Here is a 16,750-nt window from a genome sequence, read left to right as displayed (position 1 = left end):
GTCCAAGTCCCTTAGGATCAAGGCAGAAATTTATCGAATTTTTCTTCCTAACAGGTACAGTTCTTTTTCAGATACTGCCCACACGAAGTATATCAAAAATGTGCCGGGTGTTCCACTTAAGTTGACTTGATCTCAATGTCAGCGGAGTAGATGTTTTGGATTCCGCCTTCCGTTTCGAGTAAAAGAACGCCTTCATCATTAATCCCAAGCGCCGTTCCAGCATATTGTCCATTGACGGTGCGTGCGATGATACGCTTTCCAATGGTCATCGCATACGATTCCCATAATTGTTTGATCGGAGCAAAACCATAAGTCATATATTCATCATACCTTTTTTCAAAGGTGGACATGATGGTTTGAATCAATGCCGCTCTGTCTACCTTTTCACCCAGCTCCATTTGCAAACTCGTTGCAACATCCTTTAATTCTTCTGGAAAATCATTTGCCGTCTGATTCACGTTAATGCCTGGACCAATAATGACTGCGTGAACTTGGTCAGCTTCTGCTTTTAATTCAGTCAAAATACCAACGACCTTTTTTCCGTTTAGCAAAATATCGTTTGGCCATTTGATTGATGGACTGAGACCCGTTTGCTGCGCTATGGCTTCAGCGATGGCGACAGATGCTAAAAGCGTCATTTGCGGCGCTTTGTGCAGCGGTATTTCCGGCCGAAGAATCAAACTCATCCAAATGCCTGTCCCATTTGGTGAATGCCACGTTCTTTGAAGGCGTCCTTTTCCGTTTGTCTGATGATCACTGACAACAAGCGAGCCGTGCGGGGCTCCTTTATTGACGAGGTCATGGGCAATGAGCTGAGTTGAGGCGACTTCTTCTTGAAAGTAAATATGCCTGCCAAACAGCTCTGTTTCCAAACCAAACAGAATTTCGTCTTCACTAATTTTGTCCGGTTTACGAAGCAGCCGGTATCCTTTTCTTCTGACCGCTTCGACCTCATATCCCTCTTTTCGCAAATCCTCTATATGCTTCCATACTGCCGTTCGGGAGCAGCCAAGCTCATCACATATTTGCTGGCTTGAGACAAAATCTTGCTCAGATGCTGTAAATAGTTCAATTAATCGTTTTCTAATCGCTGATCGCACGCTATGAGCCACTCCTCTATGGCTTCTTTTCGGTTTTCAAGCTGGTTTTGCAAAACGGCTTTTTTTACAGAAGAAAGCTCTTCTGCAATCCATTTACCAGCTGGCTTTTGCCGAAAGGCCATTAAATCTTTTCCTGACACTGCAAGGTCTTGAAGCTGTTTAATCGGCAACGCATCATATGAACGTTTCGCCGCCTCCAGCTCATCAAAGAAAATGCGGCGCTCATGTTTGAGTTGCGTGATTTTCATACTAGAAAGCAGGACATGTTCACCAGCTTCAAACATTTTTTCCGCATCCCAGTCACAATCAACATATTTGCTAATGGCAACGGCTTCTTTTAAAAGTTTCGTTGATAACTTCCATTCTTTTAAAAAGGACACCGCCTCCGCCTCATCTAGACCAAGTAAATGGATAAAGACTCCCCACACCTCATCTAACCCATCCAATAAATAATACGGGAAAGCTTGGAACGTTTCATTCAGCTGATCCTTTTTGAGGCCGGGCAATTCTTCATACAATTTGGTGGAGATGAGCACCTTGATGGCTTGCTCACAGTAGCGGCCTTTTAAAAGTTTTTCCATTTCGATTTTTTTGCGTTCAACAGATATGTTAGCAAGCAGATGTTTATCTTTTTTCATTGCTTCTTCCGTCTCTTTAGAAAGCTCAAACCCGAGCTGGCTTAAAAACCGCACCGCTCTCATCATCCGAAGCGCATCTTCTTGAAAGCGGCATGCAGGATCTCCAACCGTTTGAATTCGTCTTCGCTTAATATCCCGCTTGCCGCCTACATGGTCAATGATGTCACCATGAATATCCATGGCCACTGCATTGATCGTTAAATCTCTTCTTAAAAGATCTTCTTTTAGTGATGAAATAAACGCCACTTCTTTAGGCCGGCGAAAGTCTTCATATTCGGATTCAGTCCGAAACGTAGTGACCTCATAGCTGACCCCGTCAAGTAACACAAGAACAGTGCCATGCTCTTTGCCGACATCTACTGTTTTATCAAATAAAGACTCCACCACATCAGGTGTGGCATCTGTCGCAATATCGATATCCCCAATTTCCCTGCCTAAAAGGACATCTCTCACCGCACCGCCGACAAAATAAGCTTGATACCCATGTTCATGCAGTGTATGTAAAATAGGGATCGCATGTGTGAATGGTTCATTCATCTTCAACATCACCTTCGATCAATTCTAAGTAAAGCTCTTCATACTCTCTCACAATTTTGTCAGAAGAGAAATTGGCTTCAACACTAGACTTGGCTGCCATCGATATTTGCTTATGGAGCGCATTGTCTTTCAGAATAGAGATAGCATGTTTTGCTGCACCATCTACATCACCAAGCGGAACAAGGAATCCTGTCTCTCCATGTGCAATCACCTCTGGAATTCCTCCAACGTCTGTTCCTATACAAGGTACTCCGCATGCCATTGCTTCAAGTAGTACAAGACCAAAACTCTCTTTCTCAGAAAGCAGCAGCTTCAAATCACTAATCGAATAGAGCTCCTCCACCTTCTCTTGCTTTCCTAAAAATAACACGCGGTCCGTTAATCCAAGCTTTTTCACAAGCTCGCAAACAACCGATTTTTCAGGTCCGTCCCCAATCAGTAGCAGTTTTGCATTCACCTGTTCAGAAATCTGTTTAAACACATGGATTACGTCATGCACCCGCTTCACTTTACGGAAATTTGATACATGGATGACGACCTTCTCATCCTGCAGAAGACCATAATGCGTCTTCAGCACTTCGTGATCTTCACGCAAATATACGCGCTCATCGACGAAATTATGGATCGTATCAATTTTTTTATTCGGTTTAATTAGATCGTATGTCTGCGCAGCTAATGAATGTGATACAGCTGTTACGCGGTCAGATGATTCGATCGCAAACCGGATGACTTCCTTTAAAGATGGGTCATAGCCTAAAACCGTAATATCCGTCCCGTGAAGGGTGGTGACGACTTTGACAGACTGTCCAGTCATTTGTTTGGCTAAGAACGCACAGACAGCGTGAGGGACCGCATAATGCGCATGAATAATATCAAGCTTCTCTCGTTTTGCGACTTCTGCGAGTTTACTTGCCAGTGCAAGGTCATAAGGCGGATATTGAAATACAGCATATTGATTGACATCCACCTCATGAAAATAAATATTCGGATACACTTTATTGAGTCTAAACGGAATACTTGAGGTAATGAAATGAACATCGTGCCCTTTTTCAGCTAAACGTTTTCCAAGCTCTGTGGCAATAATGCCCGAACCGCCAACACTCGGATAACAAGTGATTCCGATCTTCAATTTTTTCATAATTACCCCCCAAGTAAGTCATCGTCCATCAAAAGTGGCTTCTTTGTCAGAAACCCTTCTGCAAAAGGTTTATTGACTTCCCTTCCATACATCGACTCTCTCATTTTGACAAAATCGATATAACCATTTACAAGCGGTGTCTCCACTGAACTCTCTGTTTTGACAAATTGGCTTTTATACGCATGTAAGCTATCAATTTTTTGCTTCATCTCGTCTGAAATATCGATCACAAAATCTGGACGATGGTGGCCATTAATCATGTAATAATACATCTGGCTTATTTTATGCGCTGGCTGCTTGTATGAATCTTCAAATTTATGTATACCTGCAGAAAAAGCGGCCTCTTCTACAAGTGAACCCGCATGACCATGATCAGGATGTCGATCTTGGTGGTGCGGGGCAAAAATAAGTCTCGGTTTGTATGTTCGGATGACACCTGCAATTTCTTTCATCGCTTCGTCATTCAGATAAAGTCCTCTATCTGGCAGCGTGAGCTGGATTCGAGTCGTGACGCCTAAAATGGCAGCGGCTGCTCTGGCCTCTTCTTTTCGGCTTTCAACCGTTCCATTTGAAGATAATTCAGCCTGAGTCAAGTCACAAATCCCAACACGTGCCCCTTTTTTTACGTATTTTGCAATCGTTCCACCCATACCGATCTCTACATCATCGCTATGGGCACCGAATGCAAGGATATCAAGTGGTTTCATGCGTTCCTCCGTTTTTTGCTACATCTCGAAAATCAAACGTACCTTTATTTAAATTCCTGACTAAAATTTCGGCAGTCCCCATATTGGTTGCTAATGGGATGGCATACACATCGCAAAGCCGGATGAGTGCAGATACATCCGGTTCATGCGGCTGTGCAGTGAGAGGGTCTCTAAAAAAGAGCACAAGATCCATTGCATTATCAGCAATCATAGCACCGATCTGCTGATCTCCTCCAAGTGGTCCTGATTGGAAACGATGAATGGGCAGCCCAGTCGCTTCTTTCACTCTTAAACCTGTTGTTCCTGTTGCATAAAGTGTATGATCTGCCAAAAGATCTCGATACGCAATGGCGAATTGAATCATGTCACTTTTTTTCTTATCGTGAGCGATTAAAGCAATGTTCATCAGGGATCCACTCCTTATTAGTCGATAATATTTTCTAAGCCATAGACGAGTTGATCAATATGCATCACCTGTTCAACAGAAAGCTTCACACCTGACATAAAGGATGCACGGTTATAAGAATCATGACGGATCGTGAGCGTCTGTCCGTCCATTCCAAACAGCACTTCTTGATGAGCAATCATGCCTGGAAGCCTTACGCTGTGAAGACGGATGCCATCATAATCTGCTCCTCGAGCACCTTCGATTAGTTCTTTTTCTTCAGGGTGCCCCTGCTTTTTGCTTTCTCTTACTTCAGCAATCATTTCAGCCGTTTTTAGTCCTGTACCGCTCGGAGCGTCCAATTTTTTATCATGATGAAGCTCAATGATTTCAACATCAGGAAAATAATTCGCTGCCATTTTGGCAAACTTCATCATTAAAACAGCACCAACAGCAAAGTTAGGCGCAATAATACAGCCTATCCCTTTTTCTTCTGTTAATTGCTGAAGTTCTTTTAGGTCGTCTTCTGAAAAACCTGTTGTGCCTACGACTGGACGTACGCCATGTTCAAGGGCTTTTTTTGTATGTACTTTCCCGATTTCTGGGGTCGTCAAATCAATTAATACATCCGGTGCTGTTTCTGAAAGACACACGTCAATATCCGTATAAATGGGCGCATCAGATGTTGTATGAAGCACATCTGATAGCTTTTTCCCCTCATGTGTGTGATCAAGTGCTGCTACTAGTTCGAAGTGGCTTGTTTCTTCTGCCAGCTTGACAGCCTCTATCCCCATTCTTCCTCTTGCTCCAGCGATTACTACTTTGATGGTTTGATTCGTCATCTTCTCTACTTCCCTTCTTTTTTCGTCCAGCGGTCTTTGTCTCTTGTATTGAATTTATGCATCACACGATCATGGGCTTCTTCAAGTGATATATTGAGTGAATTGGCAAGGCATGTTAACACAAACAGCACATCGCCAATTTCTTCTTCCATGCTTTTTTCTGTTTCTGATGTTTTTTTCGGCTTTTCTCCATAGTAATGGTTGACCTCTCTTGCCAGCTCACCTAATTCTTCTGTCAGACGGGCCATCATGGCAAGCGGGCTGAAATAGCCTTCTTTAAATTGTCCTATGTAATCATCGACTTCTTGCTGCACGTGACGCAGCGTTTTTTCATTCGTCATGAAGCTCATCCTCCTATCCATCTCTTACATGTTAGCGAAATCATAAATATTTGACAAATGTTTAAAACTCAGTTTGCTTGTTTCTCTTCCATACCATATAATATTATCGCTGTCTAAGCAAAAAAAGGAGTGATCTTTTGCTAAAAGAAATTCGTCTTAAAAATATCGTATTTATTTTAATAGGATCTGCGATTTTTTCTTTCGGCCTTGTTCATTTTAATATGCAGAACAACTTGGCGGAAGGCGGATTTACAGGTATCACACTGCTTTTATATTTTCTATTTCACATTGACCCATCTATTTCAAACCTTGTGTTAAACATTCCGATCTTTTTTATCGGCTGGAAAATGCTTGGCAGAACCATGTTTACATATACAATTGTCGGAACCGTCAGTCTTTCTGTCTTTCTAGCCATCTTCCAGCGCTTTCAAATACATATGCCTCTTCAGCACGATTTAGCCTTAGCCGCACTCTTTGCAGGTGTGTTTATCGGAACAGGCCTCGGAATCATCTTTAAATTCGGCGGGACAACAGGCGGCGTGGACATTATTGCAAGACTGATCAACAAACATTATCAAGTCGCAATGGGAAGAACGATGTTTATCTTCGATGCGTGCGTCATTACCATCTCTCTCACCTATTTAAATTACAAAGAAGCCATGTATACACTTGTTGCCGTATTTGTTGCTGCAAAAGTCATCGACTTCATGCAAGAAGGCGCTTACGCTGCCAAAGGAGCGATGATTATTTCTGAAAAGGATGACATCATTCAAAAGAAAATCACAGAGGAAATGGAGCGCGGAGTGACCATTTTAAAGGGTGTCGGCTCCTATACGAAACAGGAACGCAACGTCCTTTACTGCGTCGTTCCAAAAAATGAGCTTGTCCACCTCAAGAGCGTCGTAACTTCCGTCGATCCTCATGCCTTTGTATCAGTGAGTGACGTGCATGACGTACTTGGTGAAGGCTTCACATTAGATGAACATAAAAAGCCGCTCAATCCCCACTAAAAAAGAAGCCCGATAACGGTGCTTCTTTTTTTATGACTTTGGATAATCGGCTTGTCTCTTTTGCTTTTTTTCTTTTTCAGCACGGTATTTCCTAAACCCAACATACGTTAAAGTGAGTAAAATCATACTTCCTGTTGTTAAAATGACCCATAAAAGCGATGGATCCGCTTCATCTTGATCAACGTTCGCAAACACACTTAATAAATCTTCTTCGAGTTTCGTGAGACGCTCAAGCTTTGTCCCACTAGATGCTTTTAAAAATTCACCTTGTTCAATTACTTCCATGTGCTGCTTAATCGTTTGCAGCTTTTCAGGCGAGATATCAATGGTTAAACTCGGATAAATCATATCATACAATGAAACCAGCTCATTCCAAGTTTCATAGAACGTCGTCGATTCTGGATCTTTTACTTCTTTCTTTAATGTCGGAAAAGACCCCATAATCGGCTTCTCGAGAGATCCCCAAAGAGGTTCTGAATTTGATTGTATCGCATCGAGAAGCATTCTAAACTGAGAGGCATACCGAAGTTTTTCGCGCTCATTTAAGTCTTCCTGCGGGAGTCCTTTAATGATATCTTGATAGCCAAGTGTAATTTGCCGAACCTGCGTATTCGTCAGAGTTCCACGCCAATTCTCAGCTTTAAATGTCTTTTCAGCATACAATGCAACTTGTAATGCCTCATCATATTTAGCTTGTCTCGTTAATTGAAAGATTGAATCTGATAGTTCCGTTAATTCTTGCAGCGCTTTAGCAGCTGTTGTTTCCTCACCTTTTGCAGCAGCTGGATGCAAGACGAGAAATAATAATAGAATCATCGCGATTGACTTTCGTTTCATGCAAGTCCCTCCTAGCCTTTCTCCATACAGCGTATGAAGAAAAGGACAAGGTTAGACCAACATTGTTAAGGGAGTTCAAGCTTGACCGATTTTTTCGAGATGACAAGATAATACGAAACAAGAAGAACGGCAATACTTAACCAAAATGTCACGTAGCCGATCTCATTTGAATAGGCAGAAAGCATAGAATAACGCGGCATCATTCCAAATACATAATCAATCACATCATTATGTAAAATCCATATACCTGCTACAACCAAATGACGCATGTGAAAACGATAGTACGGCGCAAATAACACAGCCTGTACCGCCATAGCAAAGTGCGAACCAATTAGCATATATCCTTCCCACGGAAAATCATCAACAGAAACGAGCACGAAAAGATTCATCCCTACAGCCCATAATCCATATTTGATCAAGGTGACAAGGGCCAGTGCTTCAAAATAAGGAGCATGGCGTTTCATTAGAAAGGCTAGTAATACAAATAAAAAGAAAAAGCTTGCCGTCGGACTGTCCGGTACAAAAGGTAAAAAGACAGCCGGCGTCTCAACGAGCTGCGGAATATACCAGTAGTAGCCGTACACAGTACCAAGAAAGTTGACAATGAGCACAAGCACAAGCATGTAGCGTGTGGCTAGCAAATATTGAATCCATCTCATATTTCTCTTCACTCACGATCTGTTAAAATCAGAAAAAAGCTGACAGCGCCAGCTTTTTTCTCCTTTTGAGTATATCCTTGTACTTGCATTTAAACAACTGAATTATTTAGATTTGACCTCAGATAAATATTTCGAGAGCTTTTCAAGTTCTTCATCGCTGCCTTTAAAGATGCCCTTAGGCATGTTGCCTTTTCCTTCTACAGCGATTTTCGCAATTTCCTCTGGTGCTAAGCCATTGTCAACAAGTGACGGTCCAGCTGCCCCGCCTTGCATATTATCTCCGTGACAGGAGATACATGTCTGCTCTTGATAGATTTTATACTCTTCAGCTGAGGTATCAATCTCTGCTTCTTTCTTGATTTCACCTTGCTTCGCTGCTGCTTCCCAGTCATGAGTAGCAACAGACTCCCATGTTAAATAGGTTGCTGCACCAACTGCAAGAATCATCATTCCAACTGCAATTGGTCTTCGATATGGCCTGCGTTCAGGACCAGAATCAAGAAATGGTGCGAGTAAAAGAGCACCAAACGCAATTCCAGGCATAATCATTGCGCCAACTACCGTATAGCTTCCTGCAGCAAACTCATATTTTAACAACTGGTATAAAAATAAGAAATACCAGTCTGGCAGCGGAATATAGCCCGTATCTGTCGGATCAGCCATCCGCTCAAGCGGAGGTGCATGAACAACAGTTAGGACAAGAAATCCAATTAAAAAAACAGCACCTACAAGCCATTCCTTTAAAAGAAAGTTCGGCCAAAAGGCTTCGGTTTTTCCCGGATATTCGGAATAGTCTTTAGGTATGTTAGGTTTTCTTTCTGCCGGTATTCTGGAATCTCCGACAAACTTCATCCCTTTTCCCCTATGCAAAGTCATCCCCTCCTCATTGAACATTCATCAAACGCAAAATTTTACAGCGGTCCAGAAATTCCTTGCTTACGAATCATAATAAAGTGGGCAGCCATCAGCCCAAATAATGCCGCTGGCAAGAAAAAGACATGGATAGCGAAAAATCTCGTCAGCGTTTGTGCACCTACAATGTCAGGATGACCTGCAAGCAGCGTTTTAATCTCTTTCCCAATGAAAGGTGTCGCCTCTGCAATTTGAAGACCAACCTTCGTCGCAAATAGCGCCTTCATATCCCACGGTAAAAGATACCCTGTAAAACCAAGTCCAAGCATCACAAAGAAAATGAGCACACCGACAATCCAGTTTAGCTCTCTAGGCTTTTTATACGCCCCTTGGAAAAAGACCCTCAGCGTATGTAAAAACATCATAACAATGACTAGACTCGCACCCCAGTGGTGCATCCCTCTTACAATCTGTCCAAATGCCACTTCATTTTGCAAATAATAGACAGATTCCCATGCGTTTTTAATATCCGGTACATAATACATCGTTAAAAACATGCCCGAAAGGACTTGAATGACCGTCACAAAAAACGTTAAACCGCCAAAACAATACACAAAAGCAGAGAAATGATGTGCTGGATTGACGTGCTCAGGCACTTCATGATCCGCAATGTCTCTCCATATCGGTGTGATGTCCAGCCGCTCATCTACCCAATCGTAAATCTTGTTAAGCATCGTTACCCTTCCCCTTTCGGCACAGCTTTTCCAAGATAGAGGTATCCGTCCTTCACTTGCTGCTTATAATGATCAAGCGGTGCAAGCGGTGGAGTTCCGGGTACGTTTGTACCATCCTTGTCGTACAGCCCATAATGGCATGGGCAGAAAAATTTGTTTGGATTTTTCGGATCACTGTTCCAGTTCACTGTACATCCCAAATGTTTACAGATTGGCGATAAAGCGACAATTTCATCCCCTTCTTTGTACACCCATGCAGACCTAGATTCCTTTGACTCATACCATGCATCTACTTGATCAATTTTAAAGTCAAAGCGCTTCGGTTCTTTTGTCAGTTCATCTACACTGACAACTTGAACCATATCCTGATCCTCTGTTCCTTTTAGCACAGGGTCAAGCGCAAAGCGAACCATAGGCATGAGCATTCCAGCGGCCATAAATCCCCCCACGCCGGTCAACGTGTAATTCAAAAATTGACGCCTGGACACTCCATGTCTCTTCTCGCTCATTTTTTTCTCCCCCCCTCAGGTCGTCAGCTACTTTATAACTGAATTAGAAAAAATTTCATAAAACTAGGACACCCTCATAATATATCAATCTATTCACAAGGTCAACAGCCTAAAAAGCTATGTACAATGCAAATGTAAGGGTTTTTATGACGGGTTCCATTTTTGTAACAAAAAGTTCAAAATTTGTTCTACACTGTCTTGAATGACTTTTTGCTTTAAATTGACCTTTAAATGCTCAAGCGGAACAGACTGCAATATAAATGCCGATTCGCTCACTTCTAGCTGTTCTTTCCATTTGTTATCAGATGTGATAAACACAACATGCTGAAAATGTTCTTGCAATGATTGTTTTAGTGCAAGTATGTCTTCTTGCTTACGATTATTTACTTCTAAATATGTATGTGGAGGAAAAAGAAACACTCTGCCTTTCAGTTGCCTTTCAAGATCCTCTGCCACAAGCATTGTAAACTCACCTAAAGACACGGTTTGTTTGATATGGCTTGCATTTATCCCAACTAATGGAATGATAGCGGTATCAATGTAATCTTTAGATTGTAAAAAAAGATCCGCGTCCTCCGCCTGAAACTTCATCTAGTTCCCCTCTTTCATCACATAAGCCCTGCCTGTATAGGGCAAGGCTTATTGGCTTGGTTTATGATAATAGGCTTAATTCTTTTGCTAACTTATTAAATGTTTCTTGATCATGACGGTCAAGCGCTTCATCGATTTCTTTCATCAGCCGTTCTTTTTGGAAAGTAGCGATAGAATGCTCTAGCACTTTCTCAGCAAGATCTTTATCTTTTTCATTTTCATAAAGATCTTTAGGAATATGAGGGTTTGTTTCAAGTACAGCGGCATATTCCGGCGAACGATATGCAGATCGGAAATTCAATTGAATAAACAAATCTTGCTGTTTATTCAAACGAATATCATGAAATGATTTTTCTGCATCTGTCGTCATGATATTTTCTTTATAAAATCTAAAGGGAACTTCATCCACACAGTGTGTTGACATAATAATTCCCCTTGGGCAAAATTCTGCTTGCTCTACAAAATGAACCTTTTCCATCAAAGAGTCGTGACTCATTAAATAATTTAATATCCAAACACACTCTCTTCGCTTTAACTGATAATGGTTTAAGAACCACCGGATAAATTCCTTCTTTTCATTGACAGAAACAGGGGTCTGCATGTTATTCCCTCCTCTATCGTAAATTAAATTGCTATACATGAATTATTCAACAAACCAGTTCTTCATTCCTGCAAACTATAAGGAAATTTCGTCTTCAATTCTTAAAATCGTTTCTTCAATTTCTTCATTCGTGCCATCTTTCTGAAGAACTTTTCGTAATAACGGCAAGGCTTCTTTTTGTCTGCCTTCTTCTAAAAGGAACGAAGCATATTCATATAAAAAGTCACGTTCCTCATCAAAATCAGGCAGAGCAAGTTTGAAATACTCAGCGGCTTCATCGTATTCTTCTCGTCCGACAGAAGCAGAAGCAGCATACCAATTCCATTTTGGATCTTCTTCCCCAAAGCTTTTAACCTCTTTAATCACATCCAGAATTTCATCAAACAGCTCTTCATTTAAATAGATCGCAAGCAGCGTTTGAACCGCTTCAATATATCCTGGATCAAGAGCAAGTGCTTCTTGAAGCAATTTTTTCGCATCTTCCGAATGGCCATTTTTCAAATCAATCTTTGCCCCATATAAATATAACTCTTTGTTATACTCATCCACTTTAATTCCTTCTTTTACTATCTCTAAAGCTTCATGATATAGTCCTTCTTCCTCATAGCTTTTGGCTAAAGGCATATAAAGTGACGAATACGAAGGATCAATATCTTTTAGTTCAGAGAGCTGCTGAATAGCCGTTTTCGTTCTGCCAGCCCTCATCGCTGTAAATCCGTAGCCAAAAAGTGTATTTGGATCCACTTGATCCTTTACAGCCTTTTCATACCATTCAAGGGCATCTTCAAAATCTCCAGCTGTGCTTAATGATTCAGCGAGCCGCTGATATACATTGACACCACCAATTTCATTTTGTTGATCGGCCACTTTGTAGAAATAGTCGGCTGCTTTCTTTGAAAGACCTTGAGAAAAATACAATTCCCCTAAAGCAAAATCAATGACGGCTTCATGAGGTAGTAACTCTTTCGCTTTTAAAAGCTTTTGTTCACTAACTTCAAATAGTCCTTGCATTTGATACAAATCTGCCATTAACAATAAACTCTCTGGATACGCATCGTCATCTTCAGGAATCGTTTCAAGAACTGCTATTGCCTTCTCTTCTTCATCAGAGTCTATTAATAGCTCTGCATAAAAACAGGTTAATCCTGTTTCTTCTGGATATAAATCATGTAAATCACTAATGAGATTCCGTGCTTTATCAATATCTCCCCAGTCATAATATAACTGAGCTGCCTGCGCTTTTTCTTCATCATGAAGATGCTTCTCTGCTTGAGCAAGTGTTTGGAGTCCCTTTTCAGTCTCACCCGCCTCAACTAATTTTATGGCTTCTTGTAATGAACTATTCAAATCAAACCGTTCCTTTCTGTTTCCAAAAACCTAAACTGTTGTTACTTCATATCATAATCGACAGCTGCATATCCAGCAAATATGTTGCTCTTTTAACATGAAGCCATTTTTGTGTTTTGAAGACTCTTTTTCAATCAATACTTTACTAAACTGATGATTTGTAAACCGAATACACTAAAAAATTGTTTTTGAATCAGCAAAATGCTCTTTTTCAAGGTTTCACCTTGAGACAAGCTATGCTATAGTTCTTTCAAATATGCAAAAGGAAAGAAAAAGCCTGAGGAAATCCTCAGACTGTTTGCGTTAAGTATTCAATGTGTTCAAAGAAATTTGGGTAAGATACACGTACTGCATCTGTATCTTCAATCTCGATTGCTTGCTCTGTTATACATGCCGCAATTCCTAACATCATACCAATTCGATGATCTCCGTAGCTTGAGACGACTGCGCCGCCTTTAAGGCTCGTTTTACCATAAATCTTCATTCCATCATCTGTTGCTTCAATATGAGCACCTAGTTTTTTAAGTTCTGAAACGACTGTATCAATCCGATTGGTTTCTTTCACTTTTAATTCAGCAGCATCTTTAATGATCGTTGTTCCTTCTGCTTGAGTAGCTAGGAGCGCAATAATAGGAATTTCGTCGATGAGTCTAGAGATCATTTCACCTGAAATGTCGATCCCTTTTAATGAAGAGGTAGAGATCGTTAAATCACCGTACGGTTCTCCGCCTTTAGCATCCACTTCTTGAATGTCGAGGTCTGCACCCATTTGTTTTAGCACATCTATAATACCAGTTCTCGTTTTGTTCAAACCGACATTTCTCAATACAATCCGGCTGTTTGGAACGATAGATCCAGCCACTAAGAAAAATGCAGCTGAAGAAATATCTCCAGGGACAAATACATCTGTTGCTTTTAACGTTTGTCCACCTTCAATTGAAACATTTTGTGCATCTTCATGTAGCGAGACACCAAACATTGATAACATTCTTTCGGTATGGTCTCTTGATTTATGCGGTTCAGTTAACGTCGTTGTTCCTTCTGCCTGCAGTCCAGCTAGAAGGACAGCCGACTTAATCTGGGCACTGGCAACTGGAGACTCATAAGAGATAGCTTTTAAATTACCCCCACGTATAGAAAGCGGTGTATACTCGCCATTTGCTCTACCATCGATCTTGGCTCCTAATTGTCTTAACGGACCTGTTACCCGTTTCATCGGTCTTTTGGCAATACTTTCGTCTCCAATCAGCGTACTGTGGAACTCACAGCCAGCCAAGATCCCCATCATTAAACGAATGGTCGTGCCAGAGTTACCGACATCGAGAATATCACTCGGCTCTTTAAGTCCTTTTAGTCCCTTACCATGAATGACAACATCTGTACCTTTTTGTTCGATGTCGACACCCATCTTTCTAAAACAATCGATCGTGCTTAAACAATCAGCGCCAGGAAGAAAGTTTTTTACTACTGTAGTCCCGTCAGCAATAGCGCCAAACATCACAGATCTATGAGAAATGGATTTATCTCCTGGAATATGAATTTCTCCATTCATAGGAGCACTTTTATGAATTTTCATGTTCCTCACCTCAATCAGCATAAAATGTATCGTAATTTGCTCTATTTTTTATACAGAGTTCTGCCCTCTTTCGATCGTCATCTGTTTGAAAACTGATGCGTAAAATCCCGTTAATGTCTTCTCGCGTTTCAATAATACGGATATTTGTAATACTGATGTTTTCATTTGCTAGATATCCAGTAATTTCCGAAATAACACCTGGATGATCCGGCACATCGACATAAAGATCATAAAAAGCAGGGATCGCTCCTTTTTTCCTCAGAGGCAGGCCGTCGCGATATTCCTTGGCCTCTTGGAAATAAGAGAATAACCCCTCAGCATCTTCTTGTTGCACAAAGGATTCAATGCGGTCAATCTCTTTTTTCCATTCATGAAATCGGTCTAAAATCTTGTTTTTATTGTGCAAAAGGATATCGCGCCACATTGCAGGATTACTTGATGCAATACGGGTAATATCTCGAAAACCTCCAGCAGCAAACCGTTTTACAAGAGGAAATTCTTCTTCAAAATGATGCGCTTGATGCACAAGACTGGCAGCGACGATGTGTGGAAAGTGACTAATCACACTTGTCACAGCATCATGTTCTTCGGGTGTCATTTCAATGAAATGAGCATTGGTTCCCTTCAACAGATCCTTCAAACGGTCAACAGCTTGACGACTTGTTACCTTTGCTGGCGTTAAAATGTAGAATGCATTTTCAAATAAAAAGTCTTTTGCTGCAATGACACCTGACTTATGAGACCCTGCCATCGGATGCCCGCCAATAAATTGGTAATGATCAGGCAATGTTTTTTCAGCAAAGTGAACGACCTTTTGCTTTGTGCTCCCTACATCCGTAATCGTGAGCTCTCTTTCAATACCAGATGCTGCAATATCACTTAACATTTTGACGGTTTGTTGTACTGGCGTTGCCAAAATAATCGTTGCTGATGCTTTTAAACCTTCCATCAAGGACTCGGCAGTCGCGTCGATGATTCCTAGTTTTGTTGCAGCAATCATTTGTTCTTTAGAGACATCATAGCCTACAATTTTTTTATGTGGAAATTCTTTTTTAATCGACAGTGCAATAGAACCACCAATTAAACCAAGCCCAGCGATTAATATGGTTTCGTTTGCTTCATTCATGTTCATCACCTGATTTTTCGCGTAAATTAAACAAGCTGTTTCAATAACTTATATGTATATTGGATGAGTTACAACGAAAGCCATATCCGATAAACAGGATATGACTTCATTGTTATGCTACGCACGAATGCCTTGTAATAAATCGGCAAGTGTAGTTAGGATTTCTTCATTTTGCTCCTTTGTTCCAACAGTAATACGTAAAGAGGTTGGGAATCCGAGAGCTTGACCAGATCGAACGATATAGCCCTTTTTCAAAAGTGCATTGAACAGCTCATCTGCGTCTCTTTTAAAATCAATCAGCACAAAGTTTGTTTGAGATGGATAGATAAATAATCCAAAACGGTCTGCAAATTCTTGATATTGTTTGAGACCTGCTTCATTTTTTTGTCTGCACGATTGAATGAAGTCTTGATCTTTAATGGCTGCACGTGCACCTGCCTGAGCGATACGACTTGTATTAAAAGGCTCTCTCGCAGGTTCAATGGCGGTAATCAACTCCTCTGAGGCAACCCCATAGCCTACTCGAAGTGCCGCAAGTCCATATGCTTTAGAGAACGTGCGCAGTACAATGACATTTTGATAGGCTTTTAATAGAGATAAACTGTTCGGAAAGTCTTCCGCGCGAACATATTCAAAATATGCTTCATCTAGAACGACAAGCACGTGAGCAGGCACTTGATCTAAAAACGATACGAGCTCAGATTCTGACAAATGATTTCCTGTCGGATTGTTCGGGTTACACACCCAAACGACTTTTGTGTTGTCATCCATCGCATCCAGCATTCCCTTTAGATCATGAGCTCCACCATTTAGAAGTGGTACTTCTCTAATCTCTGCATGCTCAATCACTGCATTGTGACGGTATTGCGGGAATGACGGAGATGGGATCACCGTATTTGTATGTTGATCAAGGAATGCCCTAGCAATAATTTGCACAAGTTCATCTGAGCCATTCCCGAATATTAATTGTTTTTCATTTACTTGAAGAAACTCAGCCAGTTCCGTTCTTAAACTTGCGCTGTATCCGTCTGGATAAATCGCTAAATGTTCAAGTTCAGCTTGTATGGCCTCTCTTGCATGTGTGGAACATCCAAAAGGGTTTTCATTTGAAGCCAATTTCACAATTTTGTCTAATTGATATTCTTTTTTGACCTCTTCAATTGGTTTCCCAGGTTGATACGGTTTTAGCTGTTTTAATTGATCTTTGATTTGCAAAATGT

General features: G+C 41.1%; 19 protein-coding genes. 1 reads left to right on the top strand and 18 read right to left on the bottom strand.

Annotated features, from left to right (window positions below; genetic code table 11):
- Window positions 1-116: 116 nt before the first annotated feature.
- Genes ACTJJQ_RS06315 through ACTJJQ_RS06285 form a run of 7 tightly spaced genes read right to left on the bottom strand, consistent with a single transcriptional unit; the run spans window position 117 to window position 5,688 of the window.
- Window positions 117-1,100: a bifunctional biotin--[acetyl-CoA-carboxylase] synthetase/biotin operon repressor gene (locus ACTJJQ_RS06315; protein ID WP_017367494.1), complete on the bottom strand. Its 984-nt coding sequence runs from the start codon at window positions 1,098-1,100 to the stop codon at window positions 117-119.
- Window positions 1,073-2,275, bottom strand: coding sequence for a CCA tRNA nucleotidyltransferase (locus ACTJJQ_RS06310; RefSeq protein WP_440600030.1), 1,203 nt, complete (start codon window positions 2,273-2,275; stop codon window positions 1,073-1,075). Before ACTJJQ_RS06310 ends, ACTJJQ_RS06315 begins: the two co-directional genes overlap by 28 nt.
- Window positions 2,268-3,413: an N-acetyl-alpha-D-glucosaminyl L-malate synthase BshA gene (bshA, locus tag ACTJJQ_RS06305; RefSeq protein WP_216894619.1), complete on the bottom strand. Its 1,146-nt coding sequence runs from the start codon at window positions 3,411-3,413 to the stop codon at window positions 2,268-2,270. The genes ACTJJQ_RS06310 and bshA overlap by 8 nt, the downstream gene beginning before the upstream one ends.
- Window positions 3,414-3,415: 2 nt before the next feature.
- Complete coding sequence (gene bshB1 / locus ACTJJQ_RS06300) at window positions 3,416-4,120, bottom strand: bacillithiol biosynthesis deacetylase BshB1 (RefSeq protein ID WP_024718519.1); 705 nt, start codon at window positions 4,118-4,120, stop codon at window positions 3,416-3,418.
- Window positions 4,107-4,526: a methylglyoxal synthase gene (gene mgsA, locus ACTJJQ_RS06295; RefSeq protein WP_035702930.1), complete on the bottom strand. Its 420-nt coding sequence runs from the start codon at window positions 4,524-4,526 to the stop codon at window positions 4,107-4,109. Before mgsA ends, bshB1 begins: the two co-directional genes overlap by 14 nt.
- Before the next feature lie 17 nt (window positions 4,527-4,543).
- Window positions 4,544-5,347: a 4-hydroxy-tetrahydrodipicolinate reductase gene (gene dapB, locus ACTJJQ_RS06290; protein ID WP_017359745.1), complete on the bottom strand. Its 804-nt coding sequence runs from the start codon at window positions 5,345-5,347 to the stop codon at window positions 4,544-4,546.
- 5 nt (window positions 5,348-5,352) lie between these two features.
- Window positions 5,353-5,688, bottom strand: coding sequence for a nucleotide pyrophosphohydrolase (locus ACTJJQ_RS06285; protein ID WP_039165700.1), 336 nt, complete (start codon window positions 5,686-5,688; stop codon window positions 5,353-5,355).
- A gap of 137 nt (window positions 5,689-5,825) precedes the next feature.
- Between ACTJJQ_RS06285 and ACTJJQ_RS06280 the strand changes: the two genes are divergently transcribed.
- Window positions 5,826-6,698 carry a YitT family protein gene (locus ACTJJQ_RS06280; protein ID WP_003215598.1) on the top strand — a complete coding sequence of 291 codons (873 nt, stop codon included), beginning with the start codon at window positions 5,826-5,828 and terminating at the stop codon, window positions 6,696-6,698.
- Window positions 6,699-6,728: 30 nt separating this feature from the next.
- Here the strand turns inward: ACTJJQ_RS06280 and ypjB are convergent, their stop codons facing one another.
- The 11 genes from ypjB to hisC form a co-directional block, all read right to left on the bottom strand.
- Window positions 6,729-7,535: a sporulation protein YpjB gene (ypjB, locus tag ACTJJQ_RS06275; RefSeq protein WP_440600029.1), complete on the bottom strand. Its 807-nt coding sequence runs from the start codon at window positions 7,533-7,535 to the stop codon at window positions 6,729-6,731.
- A gap of 65 nt (window positions 7,536-7,600) precedes the next feature.
- On the bottom strand, window positions 7,601-8,194 hold the full coding sequence (locus ACTJJQ_RS06270; RefSeq protein WP_144740030.1) for a DUF1405 domain-containing protein: 594 nt from the start codon (window positions 8,192-8,194) through the stop codon (window positions 7,601-7,603).
- 102 nt (window positions 8,195-8,296) lie between these two features.
- Complete coding sequence (locus tag ACTJJQ_RS06265) at window positions 8,297-9,064, bottom strand: menaquinol-cytochrome c reductase cytochrome b/c subunit (protein ID WP_008344567.1); 768 nt, start codon at window positions 9,062-9,064, stop codon at window positions 8,297-8,299.
- Between the two features lie 41 nt (window positions 9,065-9,105).
- Entirely contained in the window at window positions 9,106-9,780 is a 675-nt protein-coding gene (qcrB, locus tag ACTJJQ_RS06260) for a menaquinol-cytochrome c reductase cytochrome b subunit (RefSeq protein WP_003215804.1), read from the bottom strand.
- A 2-nt stretch (window positions 9,781-9,782) separates the two neighbouring features.
- On the bottom strand, window positions 9,783-10,289 hold the full coding sequence (locus tag ACTJJQ_RS06255) for a ubiquinol-cytochrome c reductase iron-sulfur subunit (RefSeq protein ID WP_007500911.1): 507 nt from the start codon (window positions 10,287-10,289) through the stop codon (window positions 9,783-9,785).
- A gap of 144 nt (window positions 10,290-10,433) precedes the next feature.
- Window positions 10,434-10,880: a YpiF family protein gene (locus tag ACTJJQ_RS06250; protein ID WP_073414792.1), complete on the bottom strand. Its 447-nt coding sequence runs from the start codon at window positions 10,878-10,880 to the stop codon at window positions 10,434-10,436.
- A gap of 61 nt (window positions 10,881-10,941) precedes the next feature.
- Window positions 10,942-11,481: a ReoY family proteolytic degradation factor gene (locus ACTJJQ_RS06245; RefSeq protein WP_008344562.1), complete on the bottom strand. Its 540-nt coding sequence runs from the start codon at window positions 11,479-11,481 to the stop codon at window positions 10,942-10,944.
- A 75-nt stretch (window positions 11,482-11,556) separates the two neighbouring features.
- Window positions 11,557-12,828, bottom strand: a complete 1,272-nt coding sequence (locus ACTJJQ_RS06240) for a tetratricopeptide repeat protein (RefSeq protein WP_242730605.1) — start codon at window positions 12,826-12,828, stop codon at window positions 11,557-11,559.
- A 289-nt stretch (window positions 12,829-13,117) separates the two neighbouring features.
- Window positions 13,118-14,404, bottom strand: a complete 1,287-nt coding sequence (gene aroA, locus ACTJJQ_RS06235; RefSeq protein ID WP_440600028.1) for a 3-phosphoshikimate 1-carboxyvinyltransferase — start codon at window positions 14,402-14,404, stop codon at window positions 13,118-13,120.
- A 10-nt stretch (window positions 14,405-14,414) separates the two neighbouring features.
- Complete coding sequence (locus ACTJJQ_RS06230) at window positions 14,415-15,530, bottom strand: prephenate dehydrogenase (protein WP_045034315.1); 1,116 nt, start codon at window positions 15,528-15,530, stop codon at window positions 14,415-14,417.
- A 117-nt stretch (window positions 15,531-15,647) separates the two neighbouring features.
- Window positions 15,648-16,745, bottom strand: a complete 1,098-nt coding sequence (hisC, locus tag ACTJJQ_RS06225) for a histidinol-phosphate transaminase (protein ID WP_440600027.1) — start codon at window positions 16,743-16,745, stop codon at window positions 15,648-15,650.
- Window positions 16,746-16,750: the final 5 nt, after the last annotated feature.

Origin of the sequence: Bacillus sp. 22483 (assembly GCF_052044605.1) — a bacterium.
Lineage (GTDB): Bacteria > Bacillota > Bacilli > Bacillales > Bacillaceae > Bacillus > Bacillus altitudinis.
This window is presented reverse-complemented; position numbering and strand designations above follow the sequence as displayed.

Excerpts from the sequence above, each read along its gene's own strand:
- qcrB (WP_003215804.1), bottom strand. The coding sequence starts at position 9,780 with ATGCTTAACAAGATTTACGATTGGGTAGATGAGCGGCTGGACATCACA.
- ypjB (WP_440600029.1), bottom strand. The coding sequence starts at position 7,535 with ATGAAACGAAAGTCAATCGCGATGATTCTATTATTATTTCTCGTCTTG.
- mgsA (WP_035702930.1), bottom strand. The coding sequence starts at position 4,526 with ATGAACATTGCTTTAATCGCTCACGATAAGAAAAAAAGTGACATGATT.
- ACTJJQ_RS06250 (WP_073414792.1), bottom strand. The coding sequence starts at position 10,880 with ATGAAGTTTCAGGCGGAGGACGCGGATCTTTTTTTACAATCTAAAGAT.
- ACTJJQ_RS06310 (WP_440600030.1), bottom strand. The coding sequence starts at position 2,275 with ATGAATGAACCATTCACACATGCGATCCCTATTTTACATACACTGCAT.
- aroA (WP_440600028.1), bottom strand. The coding sequence starts at position 14,404 with ATGAAAATTCATAAAAGTGCTCCTATGAATGGAGAAATTCATATTCCA.
- bshB1 (WP_024718519.1), bottom strand. The coding sequence starts at position 4,120 with ATGAAACCACTTGATATCCTTGCATTCGGTGCCCATAGCGATGATGTA.
- ACTJJQ_RS06285 (WP_039165700.1), bottom strand. The coding sequence starts at position 5,688 with ATGACGAATGAAAAAACGCTGCGTCACGTGCAGCAAGAAGTCGATGAT.
- dapB (WP_017359745.1), bottom strand. The coding sequence starts at position 5,347 with ATGACGAATCAAACCATCAAAGTAGTAATCGCTGGAGCAAGAGGAAGA.
- ACTJJQ_RS06270 (WP_144740030.1), bottom strand. The coding sequence starts at position 8,194 with ATGAGATGGATTCAATATTTGCTAGCCACACGCTACATGCTTGTGCTT.
- bshA (WP_216894619.1), bottom strand. The coding sequence starts at position 3,413 with ATGAAAAAATTGAAGATCGGAATCACTTGTTATCCGAGTGTTGGCGGT.
- ACTJJQ_RS06245 (WP_008344562.1), bottom strand. The coding sequence starts at position 11,481 with ATGCAGACCCCTGTTTCTGTCAATGAAAAGAAGGAATTTATCCGGTGG.
- ACTJJQ_RS06255 (WP_007500911.1), bottom strand. The coding sequence starts at position 10,289 with ATGAGCGAGAAGAGACATGGAGTGTCCAGGCGTCAATTTTTGAATTAC.
- ACTJJQ_RS06230 (WP_045034315.1), bottom strand. The coding sequence starts at position 15,530 with ATGAATGAAGCAAACGAAACCATATTAATCGCTGGGCTTGGTTTAATT.